This is a genomic window from Paracoccus sp. pheM1, from assembly GCF_018499825.1.
GTDB classification, from domain to species: Bacteria; Pseudomonadota; Alphaproteobacteria; order Rhodobacterales; family Rhodobacteraceae; genus Paracoccus; species Paracoccus versutus.
The window spans coordinates 1,299,309-1,325,382 of sequence record NZ_JAGXCX010000002.1 but is presented as its reverse complement, the minus strand read 5'-3'; the positions used below and the strand labels follow the sequence as shown (position 1 = coordinate 1,325,382).

General features: G+C 68.9%; 25 protein-coding genes and 1 other RNA gene. 10 read left to right on the top strand and 16 right to left on the bottom strand.

What is annotated here, in order from left to right; all coding sequences use genetic code 11:
• Window positions 1–210: 210 nt before the first annotated feature.
• The 11 genes from ftsA to KF941_RS20605 all read right to left on the bottom strand — a co-directional run bounded on the left by ftsA (window position 211) and on the right by KF941_RS20605 (window position 10,756).
• Window positions 211–1,545 (bottom strand): cell division protein FtsA, encoded by a 1,335-nt coding sequence (ftsA, locus tag KF941_RS20655; protein WP_036754976.1) that lies wholly within the window; start codon window positions 1,543–1,545, stop codon window positions 211–213.
• A gap of 21 nt (window positions 1,546–1,566) precedes the next feature.
• Window positions 1,567–2,589 (bottom strand): cell division protein FtsQ/DivIB, encoded by a 1,023-nt coding sequence (locus KF941_RS20650; RefSeq protein WP_036754973.1) that lies wholly within the window; start codon window positions 2,587–2,589, stop codon window positions 1,567–1,569.
• Window positions 2,577–3,500 (bottom strand): D-alanine--D-alanine ligase, encoded by a 924-nt coding sequence (locus tag KF941_RS20645; RefSeq protein ID WP_214274383.1) that lies wholly within the window; start codon window positions 3,498–3,500, stop codon window positions 2,577–2,579. Before KF941_RS20645 ends, KF941_RS20650 begins: the two co-directional genes overlap by 13 nt.
• A gap of 132 nt (window positions 3,501–3,632) precedes the next feature.
• Window positions 3,633–4,553: a UDP-N-acetylmuramate dehydrogenase gene (gene murB, locus KF941_RS20640; protein WP_214274382.1), complete on the bottom strand. Its 921-nt coding sequence runs from the start codon at window positions 4,551–4,553 to the stop codon at window positions 3,633–3,635.
• Window positions 4,554–4,668: 115 nt separating this feature from the next.
• Window positions 4,669–5,130 carry a cell wall hydrolase gene (locus KF941_RS20635; protein ID WP_240540571.1) on the bottom strand — a complete coding sequence of 154 codons (462 nt, stop codon included), beginning with the start codon at window positions 5,128–5,130 and terminating at the stop codon, window positions 4,669–4,671.
• A 71-nt stretch (window positions 5,131–5,201) separates the two neighbouring features.
• The gene (locus tag KF941_RS20630) at window positions 5,202–5,570 is read right to left on the bottom strand and encodes a hypothetical protein (protein ID WP_072463489.1); all 369 of its coding nucleotides are present in this window, start codon (window positions 5,568–5,570) and stop codon (window positions 5,202–5,204) included.
• Window positions 5,571–5,582: 12 nt separating this feature from the next.
• The gene (locus KF941_RS20625; RefSeq protein WP_036754962.1) at window positions 5,583–5,858 is read right to left on the bottom strand and encodes a DUF2484 family protein; all 276 of its coding nucleotides are present in this window, start codon (window positions 5,856–5,858) and stop codon (window positions 5,583–5,585) included.
• The gene (murC, locus tag KF941_RS20620; RefSeq protein WP_214274381.1) at window positions 5,855–7,282 is read right to left on the bottom strand and encodes a UDP-N-acetylmuramate--L-alanine ligase; all 1,428 of its coding nucleotides are present in this window, start codon (window positions 7,280–7,282) and stop codon (window positions 5,855–5,857) included. The genes KF941_RS20625 and murC overlap by 4 nt, the downstream gene beginning before the upstream one ends.
• On the bottom strand, window positions 7,279–8,382 hold the full coding sequence (locus KF941_RS20615; RefSeq protein ID WP_214274380.1) for a UDP-N-acetylglucosamine--N-acetylmuramyl-(pentapeptide) pyrophosphoryl-undecaprenol N-acetylglucosamine transferase: 1,104 nt from the start codon (window positions 8,380–8,382) through the stop codon (window positions 7,279–7,281). The genes murC and KF941_RS20615 overlap by 4 nt, the downstream gene beginning before the upstream one ends.
• A complete protein-coding gene (locus KF941_RS20610) occupies window positions 8,379–9,548 on the bottom strand; it encodes a putative peptidoglycan glycosyltransferase FtsW (protein ID WP_072463492.1) in 1,170 nt (389 codons plus the stop codon). Before KF941_RS20610 ends, KF941_RS20615 begins: the two co-directional genes overlap by 4 nt.
• Before the next feature lie 227 nt (window positions 9,549–9,775).
• Window positions 9,776–10,756: a TerC family protein gene (locus tag KF941_RS20605; protein ID WP_214274379.1), complete on the bottom strand. Its 981-nt coding sequence runs from the start codon at window positions 10,754–10,756 to the stop codon at window positions 9,776–9,778.
• A gap of 268 nt (window positions 10,757–11,024) precedes the next feature.
• Between KF941_RS20605 and KF941_RS20600 the strand changes: the two genes are divergently transcribed.
• From KF941_RS20600 to KF941_RS20570, 7 genes are all read left to right on the top strand, one after another.
• Window positions 11,025–11,927: a hypothetical protein gene (locus KF941_RS20600; RefSeq protein WP_036754947.1), complete on the top strand. Its 903-nt coding sequence runs from the start codon at window positions 11,025–11,027 to the stop codon at window positions 11,925–11,927.
• Complete coding sequence (metA, locus tag KF941_RS20595; protein ID WP_072463514.1) at window positions 11,927–12,853, top strand: homoserine O-succinyltransferase; 927 nt, start codon at window positions 11,927–11,929, stop codon at window positions 12,851–12,853. The genes KF941_RS20600 and metA overlap by 1 nt, the downstream gene beginning before the upstream one ends.
• Window positions 12,854–12,855: 2 nt before the next feature.
• The gene (gene ppk2, locus KF941_RS20590; RefSeq protein ID WP_214274378.1) at window positions 12,856–13,773 is read left to right on the top strand and encodes a polyphosphate kinase 2; all 918 of its coding nucleotides are present in this window, start codon (window positions 12,856–12,858) and stop codon (window positions 13,771–13,773) included.
• A 57-nt stretch (window positions 13,774–13,830) separates the two neighbouring features.
• On the top strand, window positions 13,831–14,772 hold the full coding sequence (locus tag KF941_RS20585) for a TPM domain-containing protein (RefSeq protein ID WP_214274377.1): 942 nt from the start codon (window positions 13,831–13,833) through the stop codon (window positions 14,770–14,772).
• 74 nt (window positions 14,773–14,846) lie between these two features.
• The gene (locus KF941_RS20580) at window positions 14,847–15,899 is read left to right on the top strand and encodes an ABC transporter substrate-binding protein (RefSeq protein WP_214274376.1); all 1,053 of its coding nucleotides are present in this window, start codon (window positions 14,847–14,849) and stop codon (window positions 15,897–15,899) included.
• Between the two features lie 173 nt (window positions 15,900–16,072).
• Window positions 16,073–16,426: a transfer-messenger RNA gene (gene ssrA / locus KF941_RS20575) on the top strand.
• An 83-nt stretch (window positions 16,427–16,509) separates the two neighbouring features.
• Window positions 16,510–17,781 (top strand): glutamate-5-semialdehyde dehydrogenase, encoded by a 1,272-nt coding sequence (locus KF941_RS20570; RefSeq protein ID WP_072463497.1) that lies wholly within the window; start codon window positions 16,510–16,512, stop codon window positions 17,779–17,781.
• A gap of 411 nt (window positions 17,782–18,192) precedes the next feature.
• Here the strand turns inward: KF941_RS20570 and KF941_RS20565 are convergent, their stop codons facing one another.
• A complete protein-coding gene (locus tag KF941_RS20565) occupies window positions 18,193–18,849 on the bottom strand; it encodes a histidine phosphotransferase family protein (protein ID WP_214274375.1) in 657 nt (218 codons plus the stop codon).
• Between the two features lie 40 nt (window positions 18,850–18,889).
• On the opposite strand from KF941_RS20565, the gene KF941_RS20560 reads away from it, so the two are divergent.
• The 3 genes from KF941_RS20560 to KF941_RS20550 all read left to right on the top strand — a co-directional run bounded on the left by KF941_RS20560 (window position 18,890) and on the right by KF941_RS20550 (window position 20,818).
• Window positions 18,890–19,069: a DUF3553 domain-containing protein gene (locus KF941_RS20560; protein ID WP_036754938.1), complete on the top strand. Its 180-nt coding sequence runs from the start codon at window positions 18,890–18,892 to the stop codon at window positions 19,067–19,069.
• Window positions 19,070–19,208: 139 nt separating this feature from the next.
• Window positions 19,209–19,988 (top strand): GNAT family N-acyltransferase, encoded by a 780-nt coding sequence (locus tag KF941_RS20555; protein WP_072463499.1) that lies wholly within the window; start codon window positions 19,209–19,211, stop codon window positions 19,986–19,988.
• Window positions 19,985–20,818, top strand: coding sequence for a lysophospholipid acyltransferase family protein (locus tag KF941_RS20550; protein WP_114537563.1), 834 nt, complete (start codon window positions 19,985–19,987; stop codon window positions 20,816–20,818). Before KF941_RS20555 ends, KF941_RS20550 begins: the two co-directional genes overlap by 4 nt.
• Before the next feature lie 148 nt (window positions 20,819–20,966).
• Here the strand turns inward: KF941_RS20550 and KF941_RS20545 are convergent, their stop codons facing one another.
• The 4 genes from KF941_RS20545 to ubiE all read right to left on the bottom strand — a co-directional run bounded on the left by KF941_RS20545 (window position 20,967) and on the right by ubiE (window position 26,014).
• The gene (locus tag KF941_RS20545) at window positions 20,967–22,745 is read right to left on the bottom strand and encodes an SLC13 family permease (RefSeq protein ID WP_214274374.1); all 1,779 of its coding nucleotides are present in this window, start codon (window positions 22,743–22,745) and stop codon (window positions 20,967–20,969) included.
• Window positions 22,746–22,844: 99 nt separating this feature from the next.
• Window positions 22,845–23,663: a TIGR00282 family metallophosphoesterase gene (locus KF941_RS20540; RefSeq protein WP_036754926.1), complete on the bottom strand. Its 819-nt coding sequence runs from the start codon at window positions 23,661–23,663 to the stop codon at window positions 22,845–22,847.
• 60 nt (window positions 23,664–23,723) lie between these two features.
• Window positions 23,724–25,259, bottom strand: a complete 1,536-nt coding sequence (gene ubiB, locus KF941_RS20535) for a 2-polyprenylphenol 6-hydroxylase (RefSeq protein ID WP_214274373.1) — start codon at window positions 25,257–25,259, stop codon at window positions 23,724–23,726.
• Window positions 25,260–25,261: 2 nt separating this feature from the next.
• A complete protein-coding gene (gene ubiE / locus KF941_RS20530) occupies window positions 25,262–26,014 on the bottom strand; it encodes a bifunctional demethylmenaquinone methyltransferase/2-methoxy-6-polyprenyl-1,4-benzoquinol methylase UbiE (RefSeq protein WP_214274372.1) in 753 nt (250 codons plus the stop codon).
• Between the last annotated feature and the right edge of the window lie 60 nt (window positions 26,015–26,074).

The window sequence follows — 26,074 nt, the reverse complement described above, 5'->3', positions numbered from 1 at the left end:
CCTTCATCTGTTGCGCCGGACATGTGCGCAGTCCGGTCGAATCCCCGTATACCGGCCAGCCTAGCCAGATTCGCGCCGAGCGTCACCCGAAAAACACACCCCGCACACCAAATATCGCGGTGGATGCTGGGGTTTTCGGCGGCATCTTGCCCATTCTGCTGCATGTGGTGGAGGCGCCGGCCCACACCACCGCATCCGGGTTCCGCGCCCCTACCAGTTGTTGCGGAACCAGCGATAGGCCCGGCGCAGGCTGCGCGCCGGATAGTGTTCGGCGGGCATGTCGAAGTCCCACCATTCGTCCTGCGGATGCGCCGTCAGCAGCGCCAATCCGATGGCCGAGGAAAAGCCCGGCGCGGTCGCGTTATGCGGCAGGCCCTGGATGCGCAGCGGCCGGCCGATGCGCACGTTCTGCCCCAGCATGCGCGAGGCCAGCGCATCGAGCCCCGGAATCTGGCTGCCGCCGCCGGTCAGCACGATCTGGCGCGAGGGCATATAGTCGAAGCCCGCCGCGTCCAGGATCTCGCCCACCTTTTCCAGGATCTCCTCGACCCGCGGGCGCATGATGCCGATCAGGTCCGCGCGGCTGACGCTGCGGCGGTCGGTGTCCCAGTCGCCGGTCTCGCCGCCCAGCTCGATCATTTCGCGGTCGTCGCGGCCGGTGGCCTCGAGCCCGCCGTGCAGGGTCTTGAGCCGCTCGGCCACGGCATGGCTGACGCGCAGCCCCTTGGCGATGTCCTGGGTGATCAGCTCGCCGCCGAAGCGGACGGCATCGGCAAAGATCATGTGCTTCTTGATGAAGACCGAAACGCCCGTCGTGCCGCCGCCCAGGTCGATGCAGGCGGCGCCCAGCTCCTGCTCGTCCTCGACCAGCGCCGCAAGCCCCGAGGCGTATGAGGCCGAGGCCACGCCCGCCAGTTCCATGTCGCAGCGCCGGATGCAATGCACCAGGTTGCTGGCCGCATCGCCGTCGATGGTCAGCACATGCATGTCGCAGGCCAGCCGGCCGCCCGACTGGTCGCGCGGGTCCGACAGCCCCGAGCGGCCGTCGAGGGCAAAGTTCACCGGCTGGGCGTGCAGCACCTCGCGGCCGCGGCCGAAATCGGGCACCTCGCAGGCGGCCAGCACGCGGGCCACGTCGCCCTCGCCCACCTTGCCGGCGGGCAGCACGATCTCGCCCGCCAGGCCATAGCTGGCAGGGCGCGCGCCCGAGATGCAGGCGATGACGTGGTCGACGCGCACGCCCGCCACCTTCTGCGCCGACTGGATCACGGTGCGGATGGCGCGCTCGGTCTCGGCCATGGTCTCGATCTCGCCATAGCGCATCCCGCGCGAGCGGGTGGTGGCGGTGCCGATGACGCGGAAATTCGACTGGCCGGCCATGGGGCCGACGCCGTCCGTCTCGCGGAACTGGCTCGGGCCGTCGAATTGCAGCACCAGGCAGGCGATCTTCGAGGTTCCGATGTCCAGAACCGCGATGACGCCGCGCTGCATGGCCTGGCGGCGCATGTTCCGCATGGCCCGCTGGCCCTGATACAGATCCTTCATCTCACCTGCCTCCTTGCGCTGTCAGCCGCTTTTCTTCGCGGTCTTCGCCGCTTTGCCGGCCGTTGCCTCGGGCGGCAGCGGCAACCCGTCGGGGCCCAGTTCCGGCTGGCCGCGGGCACGGCGGATGGCGTTCTGCGCCTCCATCCCCAGCCGCACCACCGGGCGCGCCTCCTGCCGCAGGTCGACGACCGAAAGGTCGCGGTCCAGCATGTGCAGCGCGCGGTCCAGCGCGATGGCGCGCTCCAGCGCCTGAAGCGCCTTTTCCTCGGGCAGCTTGATGCGCTGGCCGCGGTCCAGCACCACGTCCCAGCGCCGCTCGCCCATGCGCTCCAGCCCGCGCAGCCGCGGCAGGATCGGCCCGGCGGCGTCGATCAGCGCCAGCGCCTCGGCCGCGGCGCGGTCGGCGCCCTCGCCGGCGATGATCGGCAGGTCGCCGCGCACCTCGCGCCCCGTGACCGAGGCGACGCGGTGCCCGGTCTTGTCCAGCAATTCGATGCCGCGGGCATGGCGCCACAGCAGCGCCGGCACCCGTTCCGTGACCACGGCCGACAGCACCCCGCCCGGCTTGATGCGCAGGTCCACCGCCTCGACCGCATCGAGCTTCAGCACCCGCTCGCGCAGCTTTTCCAGGTCGATGTCGAAGCTCGAGGCCGGCAGGTCCACCGGCAGCATGGCGCGCAGCCCCTTGTCCACCGCGGGCGAGGCGCCCTCGATGGTCATCATCCTGACCATGAATTCGTCGCGGTGCTGGATGCGGTCCACGATGGCGTCGATGCCGCCGGTCAGGTTGGCCCGGCGGGTGTCGTCCGACAGCCAGATCCCCGCCACCAGCGCCGCCAGAAAGGCGGGCAGGCCGACATGCACCAGCCGCCGCACCAGCGGCCGCAGCATCATCCGGTTCAGCCGGTAGGCCAGGCGCGAGGGCGCCGGATCCTTGCGCGGCGTGCGCGGCGCCGCCGGGGCGGGGCGCGCGGGCGCAGGGCGCACCGGCGCCGGCCGCCCGCCCGGCCCCTGGCCGCGGTGGAAGGGGTTCAGGCCCTGCATAGCGCCTCCTCGACGATCCAGCGGCAGAGCGCGGGAAAGTCCATGCCGGCATGGGCCGCCTGCTCGGGGGCAAGCGAGGTCGGGGTCATGCCGGGCTGGGTGTTCACCTCGAGGATGATGAGCCCGCCCAGCCCGCGGCTTTCGTCCCAGCGGAAATCGGTGCGGGTCAGCCCGCGGCAGCCCAGGGCCTGGTGCGCGCGCACGGCCTGGTCGCGGCAGGCGGCGGCGATTTCCGGCGGGATCTCGGCGGGGATGACATGGCGCGAGCCGCCGGGCTTGTATTTGGCATCGTAGTCGTACCAGCCCTCGGTCACGATCTCGGTCACGCCAAGCGCACGGTCGCCCAGCACGGCCACGGTCAGCTCGCGCCCCGGCGCATAGGTTTCCACCATGACCCGCACGGGCATCCGGTCGGAAAGCTGCGGCGGGCCGTTCGCGGCCTCATGCACGATATAGACCCCGACCGAAGAGCCCTCGTCGTTCGGCTTGACCACATAGGGCGGCGCCATGACGTGGCGGGCGCGCACCTCGGCGGCATCGGCGATCAGGCTGTCCAGCACCGGCAGGCCGGCAAGGCGCAGCACGTCCTTGGCGCGGGTCTTGTCCATGGCCAGGGCCGAGGCCAGCACGCCGGAATGGGTATAGCGCCAGCCCAGCCATTCCAGCAGGCCCTGCACGCAGCCGTCCTCGCCCCAGCGGCCATGCAGCGCGTTGAAGACCACGTCCGGCGCGTGTTCGGCCAGACGCGCGGGCAGATCCCTGCCCGCGTCCAATTCGACGACTTCATAGCCCGCCTGCCGCAGCGCAACCGCGCATTCACGCCCCGACGAGAGCGAAACCTCGCGCTCGGCCGAGGGTCCGCCCATCAGGACTACGACTTTCGGGGCCGACCTGCTCGACCTGCCCGCCAATGTTCTGCCTCATGCTCCCCGGTTGATCCGGGTATTTGTCGGGTCAGGATAGCCGCTTGGGCGGAATCGCAAAAGTCCCTTTTCGCGTCTCGCGCGATATTTCCGGCAATGACGGCGGGTTACGGCCGGTTCCTAGGGCTGGCCTACGCGGATGACTTCCCATTGCAGCTCGTGCCCGCTGGTCTCGCGCACCTTCTGCCGGACCAGTTCGCCCAGGGCTTCCAGCTCGGCGGCGGTGGCGCCGTCGGCGTTCAGCAGGAAGTTCGGGTGCTTTTCCGACATCTGCGCCCCGCCCAGGCGCTGGCCGCGCAGGCCGGCGGCGTCGATCAGCGACCATGCCTTCAGCTCGTGGCTGTCATCCGCCCGCCCGGTCGAGGAAAACCCGGCCGGGTTGCGAAAGGTCGAACCGGCGCTGCGTTCGCGCGTGGGCTGGCTCGCATCGCGGCGGGCCAGCTGTTCCTCCATCCGCGCGGCCAGTCCCGCGGGATCGCCCGGCTCGGCGCGAAAGCGGGCCTCGGTCACGACCCAGCCCTCGGGGATCTCGGAATGGCGATAGCCGAGGCGCAGGTCGGCGGCCGCGATCTCGTGCAGGCTGCCGTCGCGGGCCACGGCGCGGACCGAGACCAGGTGGTCGGCGACATAGCTGCCATAGCAGCCCGCGTTCATCCGCACCGCGCCGCCGATGCTGCCGGGGATGGTGCGCAGGAAGGTCAGGTCCAGCCCCGCCTCGGCCGCGCGGCGCGCGACATGGGCGTCCAGCGCCGCCGCACCCGCGGTGACGATGCCGCCCTCGCAGGAAATGCCGTTGAAGCCGCGCCCCAGCCGGATCACCACGCCGCGGATGCCGCCGTCGCGCACGATCAGGTTCGAGCCGACGCCCATGGCAAAGACCGGGAGCGAAGGGTCGAGGCCGCGCAGGAATTCGGCCAGATCCGCTTCGTCCGCTGGCTGGAACAGCCAGTCGGCCGGCCCGCCGACGCGCAGCCAGGTCAGGTCGGCAAGGGCCCGGTTCGGGGTCAGGGCGCCGCGGGGCGCGGGAGGCGTCTGGGTCATGGCGCGGTGGTTAATCAGCGTTGCGCGCGCCGTCAATCCGGCCCGCATGCCGCAGCCGCTTTCCGGCGCGTCTCGCCAGGGTTCCGGCGGCGGCCTGCCGAGACGCGCCGCGCATCTAGCGCAGCCCGTCCACCGGGGCCGGAGGCACGGGCTGGGTCACAAGATGGCTCTTGCGCTTTTCGTAGAAGGCATTGCCACCCGCCACCAGGACATAGTGCATGTTGTCATAGGAAAAGCGGTGATCCTTCTGGTGGAAGAACATGGCGTTGCCGATCCCCGGCTGCCTTTCGCCGCGCAGGACCGCGATCGCGGCCTCGCGCACCGCCGGCAGGGATTTCGAATCCATTCGCCGGGTCAGGACGCCCGGCGCGAACTGGCCCTTTTGCCCGACCACGCCGCAAACCGTGTTGGGATAGCCCTGCGCCCTGACGCGGTTCATGACCACGTTGCCGACGGCGATCATGCCGTCGCGGCTGGAACGGTTCGCTTCGAAATAGATCGCCCGCTCCATGCATTCCAGCTCGCTCATGCCGCCGCGGCCGCAGCCGGCAAGCCCGGCCAGGGCAAGCGCCAGCATCGCGCCCAGCCCTGCCCGGACCCGCATCCTGCTTTCCGTCATCTCGTCCCCCTTTTTCATCCCGTTTCCTGTCATTCCAGCGCGCTGAGGACCACCGCCAGCGCGGCGAAGCAGCCCAGGCCGACGATGTCCCAGGGCTGCGAGAACGGCGCGCGAAGGACCGGCGGCGGCCGCAGGCGGTCGTGAACCCAGCGCAGCAGCGCGCCTGCGGCCAGGCCCCCCGCCGCGATCAGCAGCAAGAGCGACAGCAGCGCGCCGATGATCCCGGCCAGATAGCCGCCGGTCTTGCCGTCGCCGATCAGATAGCAAAGCCAGGCCGCGCCGAGCAGCAGGGCCAGTTCGCCCCCCAGCACCCGGAACGAGCGGGCGCCGGCACGCAGGATGCCGATGGCGGCGGCCAGCGCCACCGTGACGGCGACGATCAGCCATGCCACCATCATCGCCGGCGGTCCCTAGCGCAGGCCGCGCTGCGCAAGCGCGCGCCGGCGGCGGCGCGCATCGAAGGGCGGCCAGACCAGCAGCGACAGGCCGAGCGCCAGGAACAGCACGCCGAAGCCGGGGCCGCACAGATAGGTCAGCCAGCCCAGCACCGGCACGCCGCACAGCACCAGCGCCCAAAGCGCCGAATGGCGCCAGCGCAGCCGCACGAAGGGCAGAAGGCAGGCCATCACGCCCCAAAGCAGGGCGCAAAGCGCCGCGGTGGCGGGATGGCTGGCCAGCGCGATCACGCGGCCTTCTCCGTCAGCCGCTCGGGCAAGTTGTTGGCCCAGGTCGAGATGGTGCCGGCGCCCAGGCAGACCACCATGTCGCCCGGCCGCGCCTGTTCGCGCACCAGCCGTTCCAGGTCGCCCTCGTCCATCACCGCGCGGGCGTGGCGGTGGCCGTGGGCGATCAGCCCGGCGACCAGGTCGTCGCGCGAGGCGCCGGGGATCGGTTCCTCGCCCGCCGAATAGACCTCGGCGATGGCGACGACATCGGCTTCGTTGAAGCAGGTGCAGAAATCGTCGAAGAGGTTGGAAAGCCGCGAATAGCGATGCGGCTGATGCACGGCGATGACCCGGCCCCTGGTGGCCTGGCGCGCGGCCTTCAGCACCGCCGCGATCTCGACCGGGTGGTGGCCATAGTCGTCGATGATGGTGACGCCCCCCACCTCGCCCACGCGGGTAAAGCGGCGGCTGACCCCGCCGAAGCGCGCCAGCGCCTCGCGGATCTGGGCGCGCTTCATGCCCAGGTGGCGGGCGACGGCCACCGCGGCCAGCGCATTGCTGACATTGTGGTCGCCCGGCATCGGCAGGGTGCAGCCCTCGATCACCGGGATCTCGCCGTCGTTCAGCTCGGCCTCGCCCTGCAGGGCGATGTCGAAATGCGCCACGCCGTTCTCGTAGCGCAGGTTCACGGCGCGCACGTCCGCCTGGGCGTTGAAGCCGAAGGTCGCGACGCGGCGGTCGGTCAACCGGCCCACCAGCGACTGCACCTCGGGGTGGTCGGTGCAGCAGACGGCCAGCCCGTAGAAGGGGATGTTCGAGACGAAGTCCTGAAAGCCGCGGCGCAGCGCGTCGAAACTGCCCCAATGCTCCATGTGCTCGGGGTCGATATTGGTCACGATGGCGATGGTCGCGGGCAGGCGGTTGAAGCTGCCGTCCGATTCGTCGGCCTCGACCACCATCCATTCGCCGGCGCCGGCGCGGGCATTGCTGCCATAGGCATGGATCACGCCGCCGTTGATGACCGTCGGATCGAAGCCGCCCGCGTCCAGCAGCGTCGCGACCATGGTGGTGGTCGTGGTCTTGCCATGGGTGCCGGCGATGGCGACGTTGGATTTCAGCCGCATCAGCTCGGCCAGCATCTCGGCCCGGCGCACCACGGGCAGGCCGCGGCGGCGCGCCTCTTCCAGTTCGGGGTTGCCCTTCTTGATCGCGGTCGAGATCACCACCACGCCCGCTTCGCCAATGTTTTCAGCGCGCTGGCCCTCGAAGACGGCGGCGCCCAGCGCCTCCAGCCGGTCGGTGATCTTCGAGCGTTTCGCGTCCGAGCCCTGCACCTGGTAGCCCAGCGTCATCAGCACCTCGGCGATGCCGGACATGCCGATGCCGCCGATGCCGACGAAATGGATGGGGCCAAGCTCGCCCGGAAGTTTGGTCGCTGCGTTCATCGGGTCGGTTCCGTCACTAGATCTGCAAGGCGCTGCGCCGCGTCGGGGCGGGCAAGCGTTAGCGCGGCAGCTGCCATGGCGGTGGCGCGGGCGCTGTCGGAAAGGATGTCCCGGATGTCGCGCCTGAGGCTCTCGGCGTCAAGCACGGATTCGGGCAAAAGGATCGCCGCGCCGGATTCCGCAAGGGCACGGGCGTTGGCGGTCTGGTGGTCGCCGGTCGCCGCGGCATAGGGGATGAGGATCGCCGGACGGCCGACCACGGTGATGTCGGCGATGGACGAGGCCCCGGCCCGGCTGACGACCAGCTGGGATTCGGCAAGGCGGCGGGGCACGTCGTCGAAAAAGGGCCGGACCTCGGCATTGACGCCGGCCGCGGCATAGGCGGCGGTGACGCGCTCGGCATCCTCGGCGCGGGCCTGGTGGCTGACCGACAGGCGGGCGCGCAGGTCGTCCGGCAGGCCGGCGATGGCCTCGGGCACGATGTTCGACAGCACGCGCGCGCCCTGGCTGCCGCCGATGACCAGCAGGTGCAGATCGCCTTCGCCCGGCGGGGCATAGGGGGCAGCGGCGCGGTCCAGCACCGCCTGGCGCACCGGGTTGCCGGTATGGATGCCCTGGACGCCGGGCGGCAGCCGGGTCGGCCAGGTGCCGCAGGCCACGCGGTCCACCCGGCGGGCAAAGGCGGCGTTCACCCGGCCCATGATGCCGTTCTGTTCGTGGATCATGCGCGGGATGCGCAGGGCCAGCGCCGCCGACATGGCGGGGATGGTCGGGTAGCCGCCAAAGCCAACCACCACGGCGGGACGGTCGCCGCGCATCGCCCGGATCGCCCCCAGGATGCCGGCGCCGATGCGGAAGGGCACGGCCAGTTTGGCCAGCGCGCCCCCGCGCGCGGTGGTGGCCGAACTGACCACCTCGCGCACCACCTCGGCCGGGAAGGCGCCGGCATAGCGCGCGCCGCGCTCGTCGGTGGAAAGCTTCACCCGCCAGCCCTGGGCCAGCAGCACCTCGGCCAGCGATTGCGCCGGGAACATGTGGCCGCCGGTGCCGCCGGCAGCGATCAGGCACAGCGGCCGGCCTTGGGACTGCGGGCCGCTCATCCCCGGCCCCGGCCCAGCACGTCGCCGATCCGGCCCTGCGGGCGCGAGCGGGTCAGCGCCAGCAGCATCCCCATGGCGATGCCCGAGGCGATCACCGACGAGCCGCCGTAACTGACGAAGGGCAGCGTCATGCCCTTGGCCGGCAGAAGCCGCACCGCCACGCCCATGTTGATCAGCGCCTGCACGCCGAAGGCGCAGGCAAGGCCGGTGCCGGCGATGCGGACGAAGGGATCGCGCTCGCCCTGGAGCCGCAGCAGCGAGCGGATGACGATGGCGGCATAAAGCGCGATGATGATCAGGACCAGGATCAGCCCGTATTCCTCGGCCGCAACCGCGATGATGAAATCGGTATGCGCGTCCGGCAGCGACCACTTGACCGAGCCCTCGCCCACGCCGACGCCGAAGAAGCCGCCCTCCTGGATGGCGTTGGTGGCATAGCCCAGCTGGGTGCGCGGATCGACCTCGGCCGCAAGGAAGCCGTTGATGCGGCGGGCGAAATGCTCGGACGCGCCATAGGCGAAGACGCCGCCGACGCAGGCCAGCCCCATCACGCCGCCCAGAAGGTAAAGCGGCGCCCCGGCGATGAAATACATCACGCACCAGGAAAACAGCACCAGCGAGGCCTGGCCGAAATCGGGCTGCATGGCCAGAAGCAGCACCACGACCACGGCGAGGCCGAAGGAAAAGGACTTGCCTGGCGGGCCGCCGACCTCCTGGCTTGCGGCCATGAACCAGGCGCAGATGGCGACGAAGCAGGGCTTGAGGAACTCGGACGGCTGCACCGACATGCCGCCGGGCAGGCGCAGCCAGCGCACCGCGCCCTTGCCGAAATCGGTGCCGATGAAGGGCAGCGCCATCAGCACCACCAGCGCGACCAGGAAACCCAGCACGCCGATCCGCCGCACCATCCGCGGCGAGAAGGTCGAGATCACCAGCATCGCCGCCAGCGCCATGGCACCGAACACCGCCTGGCGGGTGACGTAATAGAACTGCGGCAGGCCGTTCTTTTCGGCCAAGGGCACCGAGGCCGCCAGGCCCAGAAGCAGCCCCACCGCGAACAATCCCAGCACGCAGGCCAGGGACCATCGGTCCAGCGTGCGCCACCAGCGTGGAAGAATCGGGTCACCTGCCCGCAAGGGGGTGGTGCCAAAGACCATTTCGGTCATGGGTTACCGCCGTCACTGCCTCGTTTGCATCGCCCGTTTGCCGGGTCTGGGCGGAAGCATAGCGCGATTGCACCCGGCGCGCCACTGCGGATTGAGCGACGTGGTGGCAGCCCGGATCACATCGCGCGGAAGACGGCCGGGTTTCGCACCCCGCCGCCCCGCCTTCTCCGTTCTTCAAATACCCGACGGCAACCGCGCGGCCGGGCGCGGCGGCGGAAATCTGGCGCTCAGGCGCGCGCCGCGTCCTTGCGGGTGCGCCACAGCGACCAGCCGACGCCGGCGCCGAGGATGGCGAAGGTGATGCCCAGTGACACGGCGGGCGGGAATTTCGCCAACCCCATCAGGTCGGCGATGAACACCTTGGAGCCGATGAAGATCAGCAGCACCGCCAGCGCCTGCTTGAGGTATTCGAAGCGGTGGATGATCGCCGCCAGCGCGAAAAACAGCGCGCGCAGGCCCAGGATGGCGAAGATGTTCGAGGTATAGACGATATAGGGATCGGTGGTGATGGCAAAGACCGCTGGCACCGAATCGACGGCGAAGATCACGTCGGCGATCTCGATCATCACCAGCGCCAGCAGCAGCGGCGTGGCGAAACGGCGCAGACGGCCGGTCTTGGGGTCGGACTGGCGCACCACGAAGGCATGGCCGTGCAGCTCCTGCGTCAGCGGCATGCGGCGGCGCAGGAACCTCAGGACCGGGTTCGCGCCCATGTCATGCTCCTTGTCGCCGATGAACAGCATCTTGATGCCGGTCAGGATCAGGAAGCCGGCGAAGACATAGAGGATCCAGCCGTATTGCGCGACCAGCGTGGCGCCGACGCCGATCATGATGCCGCGCAGCACGATCACCCCCAGGATGCCCCAGAACAGCACGCGATGCTGGTAGCGGCGGGGGATCGACAGCGTGGCGAAGATCAGCGCGATGACGAAGACGTTGTCCATCGCCAGCGTCTTCTCGACCACGAAGGCGGTCATGTATTCCGCGGCGGCATTGCTGCCCAGCTGATACCAGACGAAGCCGCCGAACAGCACGCCCAGCGTGATGTAGAAGGACGACAGCTTCAGGCTCTCGGCGACGCCGATCTCCTTGTCGCCGCGATTGAGCACACCGAGATCGAAGGCCAAGAGCAGGCCGACCAGGCCGACGAAGACCAGCCACAGCCAGATCGGCGTGCCGAGAAACAGGGTCAGGTAGAAAGGTTCCATGTCAGGCTCCACGTTGAACGAAAGCCGGTGCGAAGCCTTGGGCGGGAATGGTTCCGGGCTGGCACCGAGCAGGGCTCGATGCGGTCCGACATCACGACATGCGTCGTCAGAGGGGCCCGGTCCGCCCGTCCCAGATAGGGGCTCGATGGCGCGATGCAAGGCCGTCCCGCCGGCTTTTCGACAGGCAGTCCCACCGGCGGCCCGCGTCCCCCTTCCCCTCGGCCCTGCGCGGGACTAACTATCGCCAAGCCCCGCAAAAGGATCGCCCATGCTTTACCAGACCAAGGCCGAATGGCTGGCCGCCCCGAAAAAGCGCGTGCTGTTCTTTGGCATGTCGGGCCTAGGCAAGACCTTCCTGGCCTCGATGCTGCGCGGCTCGGGCGAATGGTTCCACTATTCCGTCGATTACCGCATCGGCACCCGCTACATGGGCGAGCTGATCGCCGACAACTTCAAGCGCGAAGCGATGAAGGTGCCCTTCCTGCGCGAGCTCTTGCTGTCGGATTCGGTCTATATCGCCAGCAACATCACCTTCGAGAACCTGGCGCCGCTGTCCACCTATCTGGGCAAGCCCGGCAGCGTCACCCGCGGCGGGCTGGAATTCGATGAATACATGCGCCGCCAGGACCAGCACCGCATGGCCGAGATCGCGGCGCTGCTGGATACCGGCCATTTCATCCGCCGCGCGCAGGAGATCTACAACCTGGGCAATTTCGTCTGCGATTCGGGCGGCTCGGTCTGCGAGGTGGTGGACCCCTTTGCCGAAAGCGACCCGGTGCTGGACGCACTGGGGCGCGAGCTGCTGCTGGTCTGGATCAAGGGCTCGGACGCGCATACCGAGGAACTGGTGCGCCGCTTCGACCGCGCGCCGAAGCCGATGTATTACCAGCCGGATTTCCTGGACCGGGCCTGGACCGACTATCGCGTCGAAAAGGGCCTGCGCGAGGACCAGGTGAACCCCGACGACTTCATCCGCTGGACCTATGCCCGCGCCCTGGCCCACCGCCAGCCCCGCTACGAGGCGATGGCCCGGCGCGGCGTGACGCTTTTGGCCGAGGAGGTGGCGCAGGTGACGACCCCGCAAGACCTGATCGCGCTGATCGGCCATGCCATAGACCGACGGCCCGCCGGCGCCGCCATTGCCGGAAAGTTCGACAGAAAGGACGCATGATGCCCATCACCCTGCCCAATGACCTGCCCGCCTATGACATCCTGTCGAACGAAGGCGTCATGGTCATGTCGCCGGGCCGGGCGGCGACGCAGGACATCCGGCCCTTGCGCATCGGCCTGCTGAACCTGATGCCCAAGAAGATCCAGACCGAGAACCAGTTCGCCCGGCTGATCGGCGCGACCCCCTTGCAGATCGAGTTCCAGCTGATCCGCATGTCGGACCACGAAAGCCGCAACACGGCCGCCGACCACCTGCAATCCTTCTATCGCCGCTTCTGCGAGGTCGCAGAGACGGGCGAGAAGTTCGACGGGCTCATCATCACCGGCGCGCCCATCGAACACCTGCCCTTCGAGGCCGTGACCTATTGGGACGAGTTGACCCGCGTCTTCGACTGGACGCAAAGCCACGTGCATTCGACCTTCGGCGTCTGCTGGGGCGGCATGGCGATGGCCTGGTATTTCCACCGCCTGGAAAAGCACATGCTGGACCGCAAGGCCTTCGGCTGCTTCCGCCACCGCAACCTGGCGCCCTCCAGCCCCTATCTGCGCGGCTTTTCCGACGACGTGCTGGTCCCGGTCAGCCGCTGGACCGAGGTGCGCCAGGACGAGGTGGACGCCATCCCGGCGCTGAAGACGCTGATCGCCTCGGACCAGGTCGGGCCCTGCCTGCTGCAAGACCCCGGCCATCGCGCGCTCTATGTCTTCAATCATTTCGAATATGACAGCACGACGCTGAAGGACGAATACGACCGCGACGCCGCCTCGGGCAAGCCGATCGACGTGCCGGTGAACTACTACCCGGACGACGACCCCTCGCGCACGCCGACGAACCGCTGGCGCAGCCATGCGCATCTGCTCTATGGTAACTGGATCAACGAGATCTACCAGACCACCCCCTTCGACCTGAACCGCATCGGCGAGGCGTGAGCATGGCCAGCAACGGCGACAAGGCCGGGTCCGGCAAGCAGGGATCGCTGCCCGACCTGCCCTTTGTCGGCGCGATCACCCGCTATCTGGAAAAGGACGCGCCCGATGGGCTGCGCAAGGCGGTGGCGGCGGCCGAGGGCAAGCGCATCCCCGATCCCACCTATCCCTATCCCGAGGAGATGAAGGGCAAGGATTACGACGACCGCATGGCCGGGCTGCAATTGCAGCTGGTGCGGCTGATGCGCGACGTGATCCACCAGCGCAAGCGCCTGGTGGTGCTGTTCGAGGGCCGCGACGCCGCCGGCAAGGGCGGCACCATCGAGCGGGTGCGCGAGAACCTGAACCCGCGCTCGGCCTATATCGCCGCCCTGCCCAAGCCCAGCGAACGCGAGGCCGAGGAATGGTATTTCCAGCGCTACGTGGACTGGCTGCCCGCCAGGGGCGAGATCGCGCTCTTCGACCGCAGCTGGTATAATCGCGGCGTGGTCGAAAAGGTCTTCGGCTTCTGCACGGATGCGCAGCGCGAGACCTTCTTTCGCCAGCTGCCGCTGTTCGAGACCATGCTGGTCGATGACGGGGTGATCCTGGTCAAGCTGTGGCTGGAGGTGGGCCGGGCCGAGCAGCTCAAGCGGTTCCTGGACCGCGAGCGCGACCCGCTGAAGCAATGGAAGCTCAGTTCCATCGACGTCGAGGGGCTGGCGAAATGGGACGATTACACGGCGGCGATCCGGGATACGCTGCTGCGCAGCCATTCCGGCATCGCGCCCTGGACGGTGATCCGCGCCGACGACAAGCGCCGCGCCCGGATCGCTGCGATCCAGGCGATCCTGCGCGCGGTGGATTTCGCCGGGCGCGACGACGCGGTGATCGGCCAGCCCGACCCGCGAATCACCGGCGGCCCCGAGATCCTGCCGGGGTGACGGGCAAGACGATGGACAAGGCGGCAGACAAAGCGGCGGGCGAGGCAAGGAGCGACGATGGATAGGCCGTCCGGGACCGCCCCGGCCAGCGCAATCGCCCGGATGGCGGCATGGCTGGTCGCGCTGCTCTGGCTGGCGGCCCTGGCCCCGGCCCATGCGCAGGGCCTGCCCGACTGGCAGAGCCTGCATGTCAACGATTTCGCCGGGTTGCTCGCGCCCGAGGATGCCCAGGCCCTCGACGGGGCGCTGGCCGCGCTCAGGGAACAGACCGGCATCGAGGGCACGGTCGTCACCCTGCCCGACCGGGCACGCCATGGCGGGGCCGACGGGCTGGAGCCCTTTGCCACCCGGCTTTTCAACCATTGGGGCGTGGGCGACGCCGCGCGCAACGACGGCTTCATGGTGCTGGTGCTGGCCCAGGACCGCGAGGCGCGCATCGAACTGGGCCGCGGCTACGAAAACGACGCCGACATCCTGGCCCAGGACATCATGCGCAACACCATGCTGCCCGCCTTCCGCGACAACCGGATGTCGCAGGGCATCCGCGAGGGCACGCTGGCGGTGATCGACCTGATCGCCCGCCCCGTCGCGGCGGGCCAGCCGCTCGCCATGCCCCGGCGCAGCCTGATGGACCGCATCCTGCCCTTCCTGTTCGGCGCCGCCGGGCTGGCGATCCTGGGCGCCGCCGCGCGGCAGGCCTGGCGGCGCAACCGCTGCCCGCGATGCGGCCGTCGCGGCCTGGAAACGCAGGTGGCGCCGCTGGAAACCCCGCTGCCCGAGGGCGGCCACATGGTCTCGCAGGACAATGTCACGCGGCGCTGCCCGGCCTGCGGCTGGTCCGAAACCCGCCAGCGCCTGCGGCCGCAGACGGTCTGGTATGGACCGACCGGCACGGTGCTGCGCAGCGAGCCGACGCCGGGCTATCGCAGCGCCGCGCGCGGCTCCTCGGGCTTCGGCGGCGGCTCGTCGCGGGGCGGCGGCGCCTCGGGGCGCTGGTAGGGCACGGCCGCGCTTGCGAGGGCGCGGCGGGACCGCTAGCGTCGTGCCAGACTGCCTTCAAGGAAAGCTCCGACATGAAACCTCTCCGCTTCCCCGCCCTGGCGCTCGCGCTCGCCAGCACCAGCCTCACGGCCGCCTGGGCCGCCGACCCCGAACTGACGGTCTTCGACTGGGCCGGGTTCGAGGAGCCGGTGATCTTCCAGGGCTATATCGACCAGCATGGCGCCAGCCCCACCTTCGTCTTCTACGGCGACGACGACGAGGCCTATCAAAAGCTCGCCTCGGGCTTCAAGGCGGATGTCGCGCATCCCTGCTCGCAGATGGTGTCCAAATACCGCGACGCCGGGCTGATCGAGCCCTGGGACGTGTCGAAGATCCCGGCCTTCGAAAGCCTCGATGCGAAATTCCTCGATTCGGAAATCTTCAAGGACGACGACGGCGTCTGGTATATCCCGACCGATTGGGGCGCGACCGCGGTGGCCTACAATACCGAAACCGTGCCGGCCGAGGACGTGGCCAGCCTGAACATCTTCATCGACCCGAAATACCAGGGCCGCACCTCGCTGCCCGATTCGGCCGACGACGTCTGGGCGCTGGCCTACCTGGCCACCGGCACCACCGACTGGACCGAAGTCACCGACGAGCAGTTCGCGGCCGCCGCGGACTGGTTGCGCCAGGCGCACCAGAACGTCGCCGCCTATTGGGCCGACCCGGCCGAACAGGCGCAGCTGATGGCCTCGGGCGCGGTGGACGTGGCCTGGTCCTGGAACGACGGCGTGGTGTTGCTGGAAAACGACGGCTTCCCGGTCGGCTTCCAGCGCGCGGCCATGGAGGGCAGCTCGACCTTCTTCTGCGGCTTCATCAATCTCAAGAACGGACCGGGCAAGGAAGACAAGGCCTACGATTTCATCAACGCCTGGCTCGCGCCGGAAGCGGCCAAGGGCCTGCTGGACACGATCGGCTACGGCCATACCTCGACCGTCGCCATGGAGACGATCAAGGACGAGCCCGCGGTGCAGGAGGGTCTCTCGCCCGTGGACGCCCCGATCCTGGCCCAGACCCCGAACGACCCGCAGCAGCGCGAAAAGCAGTTGCAGGAGTTCGAAAAGATCAAGGCCGGCTTCTGATCGGCCCTTGCAGCGCCCCGCCCGAAGGCGGGGCGGTTCCCCGGCGGCACGGCCGCATGAGTATTTTGGGAACGAAGAAGGCGGGACGCCGCGCCCGCTTCTTCTCCGTTTTCCAAATACCCCAAGGGGTGAATTGGCCCGCGCAGCGGGACAAGAGGGGAACAGCGTTCCCCTCTCTTGCGCGACGGGATGGCGGCGCCTATATTCCGCTTGTCCGGGTTCGCCCGGACTATGGACATAAACGCGCAGGTAATAAGCGGATCGGACCCGGGGGCGGTACCCGGCGGCTCCACCAAGATCCCTCGTTGGGGGCACAGGGGGCCGAAACAGGATCGACGAACGTCTAAAGCTGTTTGCTTTGTCTCGGTGAGCTACCACCGTTATCGGTGCAAAATGTACAGTTGCCAACGACAACCGTGCTCCGGTGGCTCTGGCTGCGTAAGCAGCTCGGGTAACCGAAACTTAAGCCCTTCCGCCTAGCAGCGTAAGGCGGGGCCCGCAGGAGCCTGGCAACAGAATCCTGCACCTTCCCCTTTCCATCTGCCCGCTTTGCATCTGGCTTTTCAGCGCGCCGGCCCCTATTTCAGGCGTCATGCAAGGGAATGCCGCCATGAAAGACCTGACCTCTTCCGATGCCGATGCGCTGATTGCGGATCTGGGCGCAAAGGCGCGCGCCGCCGCCGCCGTCCTGGCCGAGGCCAGCGCCGAGCGCAAGCACGCCGCCCTGGTCGGCGCCGCCGATGCGATCCTGAAGGCCGAGGACGCCATCCTCGACGCCAATGCCGAGGACATGCATTACGCCGAGGCAAAGGGCCTCTCCCCCGCCATGCTCGACCGGCTGAAGCTCGATCCCGCGCGCATCCGCGCCATGGCCGAGGGGCTGCGCTCGGTCGCGGCGCAGGCGGACCCGGTCGGCAAGGTGCTGGCCGAATGGGACCGGCCGAACGGGCTGCATATCCAGCGCGTCGCCACCCCCCTGGGCGTCATCGGCGTGATCTACGAAAGCCGCCCCAATGTCACCGCCGATGCCGCGGCGCTGGCGCTGAAGGCCGGCAATGCGGTGATCCTGCGCGGCGGCTCGGAAAGCCTGAACAGCTCGGCCGCGATCCACCGGGCGCTGGTGACGGGCCTGGGGCAGGCCGGACTGCCCGAGGCTTCGGTGCAGATGGTGCCGACCCGCGACCGCGAGGCTGTCGCCGCCATGCTGCGCGCGCAGGAATTCATCGACGTGATCGTGCCCCGCGGCGGCAAGGGGCTGGTCGGGCTGGTGCAGAAGGAAGCCCGCGTGCCGGTCTTTGCCCATCTGGAGGGCATCTGCCACGTCTATGCCGACCGCGACGCCGACCTGGACAAGGCGCGGCGCGTGGTGCTGAACGCCAAGACCCGGCGCACCGGCATCTGCGGCGCCGCCGAATGCCTGCTGATCGACTGGCAGTTCTATACGAAACATGGCGCCGTGCTGGTGCAGGATCTGCTGGACGCGGGGGTCGAGGTGCGCGCCGAGGGCGAGCTTGCCAAGGTGCCGGGCACCACCCGCGCCGAGCCCTCGGATTTCGGGCAGGAGTTCCTGGACAGGATCATCGCGGTGAAACTGGTCGATGGCGTCGAGGAGGCGATCGCCCATATCCGCCGCTATGGCTCGGGCCATACCGAATCGATCCTGACCGAGAATGACGCCACCGCCGAGCGCTTCTTCAAGGGGCTCGACAGCGCGATCCTGATGCGCAACGCCTCGACGCAATTCGCCGATGGCGGCGAGTTCGGCATGGGCGCCGAGATCGGCATCGCCACCGGCAAGATGCATGCGCGCGGCCCGGTCGGCGCCGAGCAGCTGACCAGCTTCAAGTATCTCGTCACCGGCGACGGCACCATCCGCCCCTGATCCCGCCCGAAAGGCTGCGCCGGGGCCGCCGCATCGCCCCGTTTGGCGGCGGCCGCCACGGATGCGCCGTGGTCGGTGTCGCGCAAGGCCCGTGCCTTGCCGAAAGGCTGGATTGGCGCGCAGGTGATGCAGGCCGCACGGCGCGACCGTTCGTCCAGGACCGCAGCATGACGCCGGCCGAAGCGCCGCCGCCGCCGATCCAGATCGCGGCGACCGGCTCTCGGCGAAGGCCGGTTTGCCGCGCCGGGCAAGGTAGCGGCGGCGCTCGCTTGGCATGAGTTGCGGGGCGGGCGATTCCGGCAAAGCCGCGCTCACGGCGCGGAGAGGCTTTCCAAGGACAGGCCGCATCCATGACCGGCATAGCCCACCCAAACCACGGCGGGTCCGGCCCCAAAAGCCCGGCAGAGAGCCTCAGAACGAGATCTCGCCGCCGGTCTCGTCCAGTTCCCAGGCCAGCGGCCGGTTGGCGGCGCAGGCAAAACCGGCCAGCAGCGGGAAATGCACCTCGGAGGCGCCCGGTTCCGGCCGCGCCCGGTCCCTGTCGAGGCCGAGCCAGGACCACAGCGCCGGATCGGACCGGATGCGGCTACATTCGGCGACCAGCCGCCAGCCCTGGGCGCCGCGGCAGACCAGCACGCTGCCGCCCCAAGGCATCGCCGTCTCAAGGCACATCAGCGCCAGCAGGATCAGGCGGGCCTCGATGCGCGGCAGGTCGCCCTCGGCCTCCAGCCGCAGGCGGATGCGGCCGCCCTTCTCGACTTCGGCCAGCAGCGCGGCCAGTTCGGCCAGGCCAAGGCGCTGGTCCGGCGCGGCATGGCCGAAGGCCACGCGAAACCAGCGTATCCGCGCCCGCGCCGCCTCGACGCTTTCGGCGATCAGCTGCATCTCGGGGCTGTCGTCGATGCCCGGCCAGGCGCCCGAAAGCTGCAGCAGCTCCAGCCCGTTGCCGATGGCGCCCAAAGGCGAGACGATGTCGTGGCACAGCCGCGAGCCGACCAGCGCGGCCAGCCGCTCGGGCGACACCGCGCCGGGGGTGTCGGGCGGGCAATGGATTGTCAGATCGTCCATGGAAGGCTAGCCTGCATGCTGTCTCGGGAAAGGGCGTGAGATGAATGAAATCCTGGAACCCGGCATGATCGTGCGCCATCCCGGCGCGCCGGAATGGGGCACCGGGCAGGTCCAGTCGCGCATCGGTGACCGCATCACCATCAATTTCACCAATGCCGGCAAGCAGGTGGTGAACGGCAGACATATCAATCTTGAACTGGTCACAACCGACCCTTTTTAGGCGACCATTGCAGAGTAATTCAACTTTTGCGCGAGTCAACCGCTGTTGAAACGCCGGGCCTGCTGGCGGTTGCAATGTCGCGTTCCCCCGCCTAGACACGGGCGCAAGATGCCATAAGCCGGGGATAGCAGGCCGTAAGATGACGCCGGAAACCTCCTATTTCGCGACCCGTCTCGCCACCGAGGAAGCCGATCTTCTGGCCGCGCAGCGCCTGCGCTATCGTGTCTTCGTCGAGGAACTGGGCGGCGACGGCCCTCTGGTCGACCACGTGAACCGGTTCGAGCGCGACGAGTTCGACCCGGTGGTGGATCACCTGGTGCTGGTGGACGACCGCCGCTCGCGCGAGGCGCTGGACCATGTGGTCGGCGTCTATCGGCTGTTGCCGGGCGACCGGGCCGAGGCCTTTGGCCGCTTCTATTGCGACAGCGAATACGACCTCGCGCCGCTGCGCGCCTCGGGGCGGTCGCTGCTGGAGCTGGGCCGGTCCTGCGTCGATCCGGCTTATCGCGGCGGCTCGGGCATGTTCCTGATGTGGAATGCGCTGGCCGATTACGTGCTGGCGCGCGGGATCGAGATCCTGTTCGGCGTCGCCTCGTTCCACGGCACGGACGTGCAGGCGCTGGCCCAGCCGCTGTCCTGGCTTTACCACCACCACCTGGCGCCCGAGGCGATCCGGCCCCGCGCCCGGCCCGACGGCTATCGCCGCATGGACCTGGTTGCGCCCGAACAGCTGGACCGCCGCGCCGCCATGACCGGGATGCCGGCGCTGATCAAGGCCTATCTGCGGCTGGGCGGCATGGTCGGCGAAGGCGCGTGGCTCGACCGCGCCTTCAACACCACCGATGTATTCCTGATGGTCGATACCCAGGCGATGTCGGCCAAGCACCGCAGGTTCTACGAAGCCCGGCAGGGACAATGAGCGAGGGCAACCGCGCCACCTGGCGGGACGCGGTCGCGCCGCCGGCCATTCCACGGCCCGGCGCGCTCGGCTGGCTGCTGGTGCTGCTGCGCGGCAGCGGCATCGTCCTGGTGCTGGCGCTCGGCGTGCTGCTGATCCTGCCGCTGCGCCTGGCCGAGCGGCTGTTCACCGGCCCGCGCCGCCCGCTGACCGGCCCCTGGGTGCAGGGCGTCTGCCGCATCTGCCTGGGGATCATGGGCCTGCGCTGGCGCTGCATCGGCCGGCCGATGCGCGGCCCCGGCGCGGTGGTGGCGAACCATTCCAGCTGGCTCGACATCTTCGTGCTGAACGCAGCGATGCCGGTGTTCTTCGTCTCGAAATCCGAGGTGGCGGGTTGGCCGGGGATCAACATCCTGACCCGCGTCACCGACACGCATTTCGTCGCCCGCGACCCCAGGCTCGCCCGCGCCCAGGCCGAGGAATTCGCCGCCCGCACCCGCGCCGGCCACCGGCTGCTGTTCTTCCCCGAAGGGACCAGCAGCGACGGGCGCCGCGTGCTGCCCTTCAAGCCGACGCTGTTCCAGGGCTTCCTGGATCCCGCCCTGCCCGAGGGGCTGGCGATCCAGCCGATGAGCGCGACCTATCATGCGCCCGAGGGCCGCGATCCGCGCTTCTACGGCTGGTGGGGCGACATGGCGCTGGGTCCGCATCTGCTCGCGGTGCTGGCAGAGCCGCGCCAGGGCTCGGTCGCGGTGCGGCTGCTGTCGCCGATCCCGGTCGCGGCAGAGACCCGCAAGACGCTTTCCGCCAAGGCGGAAACGGCGGTGCGTCAGGGCTTCGACCAGGGCTGACGCGCCGCGCCGACGGCGCTGTCGCATGGGTATTTGTGCAACAGAGAAAGCCGCAAGGCACGCCCAAGCAGGCCGGGGAGCTCCAGAGGTTGGCCTTCTCTGTTGTTCAAATACCCCGGCAGCCGTGACGCCGAGACCGCGCCGCCGCCTAGAGCGGCCAGAACAGCGGGATGGTCAGGCAGGCGACGATGCCGCAGATGATGTCCAGCGGCACGCCGACCTTGACGAAATCGCTGAATCTGTAGCCGCCGGGGCCATAGACCATCAGATGGGTCTGGTAGCCGATGGGCGTGGCGAAGGCGACCGTGGCCGAGAACATCACCGCCACCACATAGGCGCGCGGGTCATGGCCCAGCGATTTCGCCAGCGCGATGGCGACCGGGGTCAGCAGCACCGCGACGGCATTGTTCGACAGCACCTCGGTCATCACCAGGCCCAGGAAATAGACCGCGATCAGCGTGGCAAAGGGCGGCAGGCCGGAAAGATGGGGCGCGACCACATCCACCACCAGGTTGACCGTGCCGGTATGTTCCAGCGCCTCGCCCACCGCCAGCATGGCAAAGATCATCGCCAGGAGCCGGGCATCGACAAAGGAGAACGCCTCTTCGGCATCGACGCAGCGGGTGATCAGGATGATCGCCGAGGCCATGAAGGCCAGCGCCATGATCGGCGCCACGTCCAGCGCCGCCAGCGTGACCACCGACAGCAGGCATACGATAGCGATCGGCGCCTTGGCGCGGCGATAGGGCCGGGCCGAGGGGCGCGAGACATCGACCAGTTCCATGTCCGCGGCCAGCCGGGCGATGTCCTCGGGCGCGCCTTCCAGCAGCAGCGTGTCGCCGACCTGCACCACCAGGTCGTCGAGCTGGCGGCCGATGTTCTGGCTGCGGCGATGCGCGGCCAGAACATAGACGCCATAGCGCCGCCGCAGGCGCATGTCGCCCAGCCGCCGCCCGACCAGCCGCGCGCCGGGCGAGATCAGCACCTCGACCGTGTTGGTCGCGACCGAGCTGAGCTTGTCCACCATCTGGAAATTCTTGTTGGCCTGCATCTCCAGCAGGTCGGCCATTTCCGAGCGCAGCACCACGCGGTCGCCCGGTTCCAGCACCACCTCGGCCAGGTTGCGGCGCAGCGAGGCGTCGCCGCGCAGCACGTCGATCACCCGCACCGCCTCGCGCTTGAAGATCGGCGCGGCCAGCACCGGCTGGCCGACCAGGCTGGAATCCTCGGGGATGGCGACCTCGGTGAAATATTTCATCTCGCGTCGGGTGCCGAGGAAGCCGGCCAGCGAGGTGCGGTCGGGCAGAAGCCGCCAGCCGATGGCGGCGAAATAGGCGATGCCCGCAAGCGTGATGGCGATGCCAACCGGGGCGATCTCGAAGATGGTGAAGGGCACCATGCCCTGTTCGCGGGCCACGCCGTCGACCAGCAGGTTGGTCGAGGTGCCGATCAGCGTCATCATCCCGCCCAGGATGGTGAAATAGCTCAGCGGCATCAGCAGCTTCGAGGGCGAGAAACCCAGTCGCAGCGCCAGCTGGATGAAGATCGGGATCATGACCGCCACCACTGGCGTGTTGTTCATGATCGCCGAGGCCAGGATCACGAACAGGAACAGCGCGCCGATGGTGAAGCGCGGATGGCTGGTCGCCCGTGCGGTCACGAGGCGGGACATGATTTCCAAAGCTCCGGTCCGCAGAAGTCCGCCCATGATCAGGAACATGAAGGCGATGGTCCAGGGCGCCGAGTTCGACAGCACCCCGGCCGCGTCCTTGATCGGCAGAAGGCCCAGCAGCAGCATCACCGCGGCAGTGCCGATGGCCACGACTTCGGGCGGGTGCTTTTCGCGAATGAACTCGATGAACATGATGGTCACGACGATCAGCATCGCCACCGCCGCATTGGTTCCGGTCAGTTCAAAGCCCAGCATGCAATCCTGTCCCGTGCGCCGTTAAATCACGGCCCTTTCGATGGGTAATAGAATTATTTTCTCCGCCGCCGCAAGCAAAAGCACGAGGCACCGTCGCCTTCAGGCAGGAAGCTGCGTGGCATCCAGCCTGCCGCCCTGGCGCACCGCCTGGACCGCGACCGCCTTGCCGGTGCGGTCATCGGTTGTGACCAGCACGCCCGAAAGCGTCGCCTCGCCCTCGGCCGGGGTGAAGCGTTCCGAGGCCATGCCGGTCAGGAAGCGGCGCAGCGGCTCGGCCTTTTCCATGCCGATCACGCTGTCGTAGTCGCCGCACATGCCGGCGTCGGTCTGGTATGCGGTGCCGCGGTTCAGGATCATCGTATCGGCGGTCGGCACATGGGTATGGGTGCCGACGACCAGGCTGGCGCGGCCGTCGCACCAATGGCCCATGGCCATCTTTTCGCTGGTGGCCTCGGCATGGATGTCCACGACCGATGCCTGCACCAGCCCGCCCAGCGGATGCGTGCGCAGGATCGCGTCGATGGCCGAGAAGGGATCGTCGAAGGGCCGCTTCATGAAGACCTGGCCCAGCACCTGCGCCACCAGCACCTTGCGGCCGCGCGTCGCCTCGAAGACCCGCGCGCCATGGCCGGGCGCCACCTTGGAATAGTTCAGCGGCCGGATGACGCGCGGCTCGGTCTCGATATAGGACAGCATTTCCTTCTGGTCGAAGGCATGGTCGCCCAGGGTGATGCAATCGGCGCCGGCCTCGAGGATCAGCTTGGCATGGCCGCCGGTCAGCCCCATGCCGCCCGAGGCGTTTTCGCCGTTCACCACGGTGAAATCGACGCCCAGCCGTTCCTTGAGCGGGCCGAGCCCTTCCGCAATCGCGCGCCGGCCGGCGCGGCCCATCACATCGCCAAGATAGAGAATCCGCATGCGACAGCGTTAGGCGAAAGCCGGGGCACGCTCAAGCCCCGGCGGAGGCCGGGCGGCATCTTACCCCAGCCATGCGCCGAAGGCCGCGCCCGCCAGGGCAACGACGGCGCCCAGCGCCATGCCGGCGACAAGGCCCGGACGCCGGCGCGGCTCGGCCGGGGGCGGCGGTTCGCGCAGCAGCTCGGGCATGCGGCGCTCCAGGTATTCCGGCAGAAGCGGCGCGAAGCGCCCCAGAACCTGCGCCGCCCGCGTCAGGTCGCGCACCGCCGCATGGGGGCCCAGGTTGTCGCGGATGTAGCTTTCCACCACCGGCTTGGCGACTTCCCACATGTTGATCTGCGGATCGAGCGAGCGCGCCACACCCTCGACCACGACCATGGTGCGTTGCAGCAGGATCAGTTCGGTCCGCGTGGCCATGCCGAAGCGCTCGGTCACTTCGAACAGATAGGCCAGCAGGTTGGCCATCGAGATGCGGCTGGCATCGGCGCCGAAGATCGGCTCGCCCACGGCGCGCAGGGCACGGGCGAATTCCTTGATGTCGCGGTCGCGCGGCACGTAGCCCGCCTCGAAATGCACCCGCGCGACGCGTTCGTAGTCGCGGCGGATGAAGCCCATCAGGATCTCGGCATAGACGCGGCGGGTGTATTCGTCGATCTCGCCCATGATGCCGAAGTCATAGATGACGATGTCGCCGTTCCTGGCCACCTTCAGGTTGCCCTGGTGCATGTCGGCGTGGAAATAGCCGTCGCGCAGCGCGTGGCGCAGGAAAAGCTGCAGCACCCGCGCGCCGATCGTCGGCAGGTCGTGCCCGGCCGCCCGCAGCGCCGCGACATCGCCCATCGGCACGCCCTCGGCCCAGTCGGTGGTCAGCACGCGCCGCGCGCTGAGGTGCCAATAGGGGGCGGGCACCGCCATCCCCTCGTCCCCCGACGTGTTCTCGGCAAATTCCGAGGCCGAGGCGGCCTCGAGCCGCAGGTCCAGCTCTCCGGTCACCACCGATTCGAAATGGGCGACCACGTCGCGCGGCCGCAGCCGGCGGGTCGAGGGCGACAGCCGCTCCATCATGCCGGCGGCGAAATGGAAGGCGTCGATGTCGCGGCGAAAGGCCGATTCGATGCCGGGCCGCAGCACCTTGACCGCGACCTCGCGGCCATTGTCCAGCCGCCGCGCGCGATGGACCTGCGCGATCGAGGCGGCGGCCACCGGCTCGGAGAACTCGCTGAACAGCGCCTCGACCGGGCGGCCCAGCTCGGCGGCGACGGTGCGGCGCGCCTGTTCCTGCGCAAAGGGCGCCAGCCGGTCCTGGAGCATGGAAAGCTGGTTGGCCAGCTCCACGCCCACCACGTCCGGCCGGGTCGACAGGATCTGGCCGAATTTCACATAGGCCGGCCCCAGCGCGGTGATGGCGCGGGTGACGGGCGGCAGCGCCGGGTCGCCCTTGTAGCCGAGCCAGGCGAAGGGCCAGCCCAGGATGCGGGCGGCGACGCGGATGCCGGCGGGCGCGTTCGCCGCGTCCAGCGCGACCTTCATCGCGCCCGTGCGCTCGAAGGTGGCGCCGGTGCGGATCAGGCGCCAGATGTTGTGCGGGCCGCGCATCGTTACAGCTTCCAGCCCGAATGCAGCGCGGCGATGCCCATGGACAGGTTGCGCCATTGCACGCGGCCGAAGCCCGCCTCGCGGATCATGGCGGCAAAGGTTTCCTGGTCGGGGAACTTGCGGATGGATTCGACCAGATACTGGTAGCTGTCGCGGTCGTTGGCGACGATCTGGCCCATGACCGGGATCACGTTGAAGCTGTAGCGGTCATAGAGCCATTGCAGCATCGGCACCGGCATCTGGCTGAACTCCAGCACCATCAGCCGCCCGCCGGGGCGCAGCACGCGGCGCGCCTCGGCCAGCGCGTCGGGGATGCGGGTGACGTTGCGGATGCCGAAGCTGATCGTGTAGCGGTCGAAGCTGTCGTCGGCGAAGGGCAGCTGCATCGCGTCGCCCGTCACCCAGGCGAGGCGCGAGGCGAGCTGGCCGGCCTCGGCGCGCTTGCGGCCCTCGACCAGCATCGACTCGGTCATGTCGCAGACGGTGACGCGGGCGCCCGGCGCGCGCTCCAGGAAGCGGAAGGCGATGTCGCCGGTGCCGCCGGCCACGTCCAGGAGATGCTGGCCGTCGCGCGGCGCCAGCCAGTCCATCATCGCGGTCTTCCAGATGCGATGGATGCCCCCGCTCATCAGGTCGTTCATCACGTCATAGCGCGAGGCCACGCGCGAGAAGACGCCATGGACCAGCCCGGCCTTGTCCGTCTCGGCCACGGTGCGGAAGCCGAAATGGGTCTGCTTTGACTCGTCAGGGGTCATGTCGCTTGTCCATCCGTCGTTTCGCGCCCAGATAGTCCGAAAGCGCGCCGCGCGCCATAG